Raw genomic sequence first — 3,065 nt, forward strand, 5'->3', positions numbered from 1 at the left:
GCCACTCCCTAACCCCCCACCCACCCAACCCCGCGGGTCGGTTATACCCGCCGGGCACCCCCCCGGGGGGCCCGCCGGGGGGCCCCGTTTCCGGGCCCCCCCCCCCCCGGAACGGGTGGGACTAGAGACCGAAGGCGAGCAGGACGGTGCCGTTGGGGCTCGGGTACGAGGGCCAGTTGTAGCCCGAGTGCACGTAGAGCATCCCGTTGGAGACGACCGCGCCGCCGTTGCCGGCCAACGAGTTGCCGGTGCCGGTCAACCCGTTGACGCCGGCGAAGTCCTGGACCGTGTCGAAGGTCCACAGCACCGCGCCGGTCTTCGAGTCGTACACCCGCATCTTGCCGTCGCCGCTGCCCTCGTAGACCAGGCCGGGACTGGTGGTCACGGCCGGGGTGTGCGCGCGGACGCACTGCGCCGGGTACTTCGACGCGCCGCCCGTGGTGCAGCCGTCGGCCGGGTTGGGCGTCTGCCACAGCACGTCGCCCTTGGCCGGGTCGAGCGCGAACACGGTGCCGGGGTTGCCGAAGTTCGTCGCCATGTACAGCCGTTGGCCGTCGTAGCTGGAACCCCACTGGATGCCCGACAACCCGCCGCCGGGCATCGGCGTGGACAGCTGCCGCCGCCACGACACCGCGCCGGTCCGCGCGTCGAACACGTGGTAGACACCGCTCTTCTGGCCCACACCGACCATGGTGCGTCCCTTGACCTGGAACAGGGTCGGTGTCGCGCCGATGTCGTAGTCCAGCGCGGTGCCGTCCTTCTGGCCGGGGCAGTACCCGTCGTTGTCCGGGAAACCGCACAGCAGCCGCCACGTGTCGGCCTTGGTCACCTGCTGCTTCCAGCGCACCGCGCCGGTGCGGGCGTTGAGCGCCAGCAACGAGTCGAAGTCGCCGGTGGTGCCGGAGTACAGCTGACCGGTGCCCACGTACAGGGTCCCGGTGTGTTCGTCAACGACCGGAGAGCTCCAGACGCCGGCGCCGGACGGCTCGTACTTGGTCGCGCCGCTCGGCCACGTGCCGACCGCGGTCGGCTCGGGAGTCGTGTAGTAGCGCCAGGTCACGTCGCCGGTGTCGGCGTCGATCGAGTCCACGTGACCCCGGAAGGTGCAGCACGGGTAGTTCTTGTCGGGGTTGATGTTCTCGCCGCTGGACGCGCCGACGTAGATGTGGCCGTCGTAGTACACCGGCGAGCTGGTGTGCATGCCCGCGCGGTGGGTTTCGGTGTTCTTGGCCCAGACGACCTTGCCGGTGTCCTGCTCCAGCGCGTACAGGAAACCGCCGCTGTCGCCGAAGAAGACCTTGCCGTCGGCCACCGTCGGCCCGTCGGTGGAGACACCGCCGGGGTGCACCGAGCCCAGCTCGAACGTCCACTTCGTCGCGCCTGTGCGGGCGTCGAGGGCGTGGAACTTGCCGTCCGGGCTGCCGAAGTAGACGCCGCCGTCCACCACGGCCGGTTGGCTCTTGGTCGGGAAACCCGTTTTGGGGTAGGCGAAAGCCCATTTCAGGGTGAGTTTCCCGGCGGTGCGGGGGTTGATGCGGTACTCGGCGGCGTTGTGCCGGGTGCCGTTCTTCGCGCCCCAGGTGCTCCAGTCGCCGAAATGCCCGCCGGTGGGCTCGCCGACGGCACTCGTCGAACCCGCGACCAGCAGGACAGCGGTGCCGACCAGCGCCGTGATTCGACGTCTTCCTTTGCGCACAGGCACTTCCACTCCTCTCAGTGGGCGGCCTGTGACTCACCGTACTGGTCGGCTCCGCGTCTCATCTTGCTCCGAACACACCAACTTCGAGTCCGGTCGTTACCGGTTGACCGGTGGCGTCCCGTCCCCGAACGGCCTACCGCCCAGCGATTCACGGCCGTGCGGCGTGCTCCAGCCGGATAGGTCCGGTCCACTCGGGACGATCCGCGTGGGGTTGATGTCCTTGTGCACCACGTAGTAGTGCTTCTTGATCTGGTCGAAGTCGACCGTGTCGCCGAATCCCGGCGTTTGGAACAGGTCGCGGGCGTAACCCCACAGCGCGGGCAGCTCGAGGAGTTTCTGCCGGTTGCACTTGAAGTGGCCGTGGTACACGGGATCGAACCGGACGAGCGTGGTGAACAGCCGCACGTCGGCCTCGGTGATGGTGTCCCCGACCAGGTAGCGCCGGTCGGTCAGCCGTTCCTCGAGCCAGTCCAACGCGGTCCACAGCCGGGTGTACGCCTCGTCGTAGGCCTCCTGGCTGCCCGCGAATCCACACCTGTAGACGCCGTTGTTGACCTCGGTGAACACCCGCCGGTTGACCTGGTCGATCTCCTCCCGGTGCGCGTGCGGCAGCAGGTCCGGCGCGCCCTCGCGGTGGAAGGCCTTCCACTCGGTGGAGAAGTCCAGCGTCATCTGCGCGAAGTCGTTGGTGACCACCGCGCCGGTGGTGGTGTCCACGATCGCGGGCACCGTGATGCCGCGCGGGTACTCGGGGTCGCGCCGGAAGTAGGCCTCCTGGAGCCGCTCGATGCCCAGCACCGGGTCACGGCCGCCCGGGTCGAGGTCGAACGTCCAGGACCGCGCGTCGTGCACGGGTCCGGCGAGACCGAGGGAGAGCGCGTCCTCCAGGCCGAGGAGGCGGCGCACGATGATCGTCCGGTTGGCCCACGGGCACGCGCGTGCCGCGATGAGCCGGTAACGGCCGGGTTCGACCGGGAAGCCGTCCCGGCCGTCGGCGGTGACGCGGGTCGTGATGTACCGGGTGTCGCGGGTGAACTCCTTGCCCTCGACCGAGTACGTCCCGCCCCGCGAGTGCTCGGGGTTGTCGCTGTGCTGCGGCGTGTCACTCACGTCGCCCAACCTACGTCGTGCCCGGGTGGTCGCGCCGCCCGAACCGGACGCGCGAACGCGCGGCGCCGGGCTCCGGTGTGCGGTTCGTCTCCTGGTGGAGGCGCAACCCGGCCCGGCCGCGATCGCCGTTGGTCGGACCCGCGCGTTCGTCTCCCGGTGGAGCGCGACCCCCCTGTGTTCGGCATATCAGTCCCGTCGTTCGGCTTGACGAACAGCACCTGCTGTGTTCATCGTAGAAGACGATGCGATCGATATG

2 protein-coding genes are annotated in these 3,065 nt (G+C 69.3%); both read right to left on the minus strand.

Annotated elements, in window-relative coordinates:
• Positions 1 to 121: 121 nt before the first annotated feature.
• A complete protein-coding gene (locus AB0G50_RS35825) occupies positions 122 to 1,702 on the minus strand; it encodes a PQQ-binding-like beta-propeller repeat protein (RefSeq protein WP_360118555.1) in 1,581 nt (526 codons plus the stop codon).
• Between the two features lie 93 nt (positions 1,703 to 1,795).
• Positions 1,796 to 2,713 carry a glutathione S-transferase C-terminal domain-containing protein gene (locus AB0G50_RS35830; protein ID WP_360118558.1) on the minus strand — a complete coding sequence of 306 codons (918 nt, stop codon included), beginning with the start codon at positions 2,711 to 2,713 and terminating at the stop codon, positions 1,796 to 1,798.
• Positions 2,714 to 3,065 lie beyond the last annotated feature (352 nt).

Source organism: Actinosynnema sp. NPDC020468 (genome assembly GCF_040642015.1).
Lineage (GTDB): Bacteria > Actinomycetota > Actinomycetes > Mycobacteriales > Pseudonocardiaceae > Actinosynnema.